3 protein-coding genes are annotated in these 2198 nt (G+C 63.2%); all 3 read right to left on the bottom strand.

Going from position 1 to position 2198, the window contains the following annotated elements:
* Positions 1-629, bottom strand: a 629-nt coding sequence (locus AC1DY5_RS52395; RefSeq protein WP_478122143.1) for a phosphotransferase, incomplete at its 3' end; no start/stop codon positions are given.
* Between the two features lie 9 nt (positions 630-638).
* A complete protein-coding gene (locus tag AC1DY5_RS52400; protein WP_478122144.1) occupies positions 639-1607 on the bottom strand; it encodes a C-terminal binding protein in 969 nt (322 codons plus the stop codon).
* A 5-nt stretch (positions 1608-1612) separates the two neighbouring features.
* The coding region (locus tag AC1DY5_RS52405) for a fumarylacetoacetate hydrolase family protein (RefSeq protein ID WP_478122145.1) at positions 1613-2198 on the bottom strand (586 nt) is incomplete at its 5' end.

Consider the following 2198-nt stretch of genomic DNA (forward strand, 5'->3'; position numbering starts at 1 on the left):
CCGGCCAGGATGTTCTTCGGGCTCACGTCGCCATGGACCAGCGCGTGCGTGGTGCCCGCAGTCTGAGCCACCAGCGCTAATAGCGTGGCTGAGACCTCGGGATAGCGTGCCGCCGTCGCCACGAGGTAGGGCTCCAGTCGCAAGGCATAGAAGTTCTCAATTGAGTCGAAGCGCTTGGCGAGATCGATTCGCCAGGCACTTTTCGCATGGATCGCGCCGAGCACCTTACCGACCGCTGCAGCCAAACCAATGTCAACCTCGCCCGCTAGGAGTTGCTGCTTCCACACCGGGTGGTCCTCCGGCTCCAAGTAGGCCATAGCAAACAGGCCGGCTTCCACATCCTGCGCGATCGGCGCGGGAACATTGGCGGGGCAATGCTCCGACACGAATTGCATCCAAGCCCACTCATAGGCATTGCGGGAGACTGGTGCCTCCCAGACCGCCGCGACCTTCAGTTGCGGCAGCGCGCGCTTGACGCAAATTGTGCGATCGCCCAATTCGACCTTCCAGATGTCGGAAGACACGCCTCCGGCCAACTCACGCCAGCGCGCGATGACGCCGGATTTTGTCAGGCCTTGGGCTTCGACGAAGTGGACGAGATCGCTGTCCGGTACGGGTGCATTTGACATGGCGTCTCCTCAACTGCGGCGAACCGGCTGGTTGCGCCCCTCTTGCGGCGCTTGACCCGACAGGACGCGCACCACTTCTTCGGCGGCTCGACGCCGCAGTTCTTCCAACGACGCGTCGGACGAGAACGCGACATGCGGCGTCAACATCGCGCCTGGACTGGATCTCAGTTCGTCCGGCACCTGTGGCTCCGACTCCAATACGTCCAACCCAACTGCGGACAGGCGGCCGGACGTAAGGGCCTCTATCACTGCTGCGGTGTCCACAACGGCGCCTCGGCTGACATTGATGAGCAGGCCACCCGGCCGCATCAGGGCTAGCCGCTCGCCGTCGATCAAATGTTTGGTGGCCGGTACCAATGGCGCATGCACTACAACGATATCACTGTTGCGCATCAGGCTGTCGAGATCCTTCGGCTCGACGCCCGGCTGCGGTGCACCCGGAAATGGGTCATAAGCCAGCAGTCGGCAGCCGAATGCAGACAGCTTGCGGGCGGTGAGGCGGCCGATGCGTCCGAACCCCACGATGCCGCAGGTCAGGTTGGCCAGTCGCTTGAGTTTCGCGCTCGCTGGGTTCCAGTGCCCGGCCCGAACCTCGCGATCGAAGTGATTCAGACCACGGGTCCAGGACAGGATGAATCCGACAGCATGGTCGGAAACCTCTTCCACGCAATAGTCTGGCACGTTCGTCACCCAAACTCCACGGTCGGTCGCGGCCTGCACGGCAATGTTGTCCAGCCCGACGCCCAGGCGGGCCACTATCTCGAGCGGCAGGCTGGACTGGATCGCGTGCGCGGAGACCTCCGCCCAGCACGTCATGATCCCGTGCGGCTGATGCGCGGCGACCAGAGCGTCGATGTCTGACACGTTTGATGGCGCGGCCGGGCCGCTCACGAGACGCATGCCCGCAGATTCAATGACCTTGCGCTCGATGGAGTCATCGGGCCAGGCGTAGTCAGTCAGAAAAACAGTCTTGGTCATGGTCATTACCTACGATGAGACGAGGGCGAGCCCTCGATGAAACAAATGCGTTGGGCCCCCAGGCCGTTGATCCCTGCTTCCACCACGTCGCCGGGGCGCAGGAAGCGATCATGGTGGCTGCCAAAACCAGCCGGGGAGCCAGTGCAGATCAGGTCGCCTGGCAGCAACGCCACGTGTCGCGAGAGGTAGGCAATCTGTTCGGCAATACCGAACACCATGTCATCCGTGCGACCGTCCTGCATCAGCGCGCCGTTGAGGCGCAACCACAGGCGCAGCCCCCCCGGATCGCTCACGTTCCAAAAAGGTACGAACCACGGCCCGGCGGGCAGCCAGCCGCGACCACCTTTCGACTGAAGCCAATCCGTACCGAAGCGCGGAGGCTCCTCACGAAACACCGCCGAGCGCAACGTGATGTCGTTGACCACGCAGTAGCCCGCGATCGCCGACGCCGCCTGCTCGATCGTCAGTCCCCCATCCACGTCGCCAATGATCACGCCCAGCTCAACTTCCCAATCGAGCGTGGTGTGTTCGGCATTCAGCGTTAGCGCGCCGGTCGGATCGCGGACGGTCGAGTTGGGCTTTTGGCAGATG

It is taken from the genome of Variovorax sp. P4_D9, from assembly GCF_056401695.1.

Coding starts and splice junctions, on each gene's coding strand:
- AC1DY5_RS52400 (WP_478122144.1), bottom strand. CDS start 1,607: ATGACCAAGACTGTTTTTCTGACTGACTACGCCTGGCCCGATGACTCC.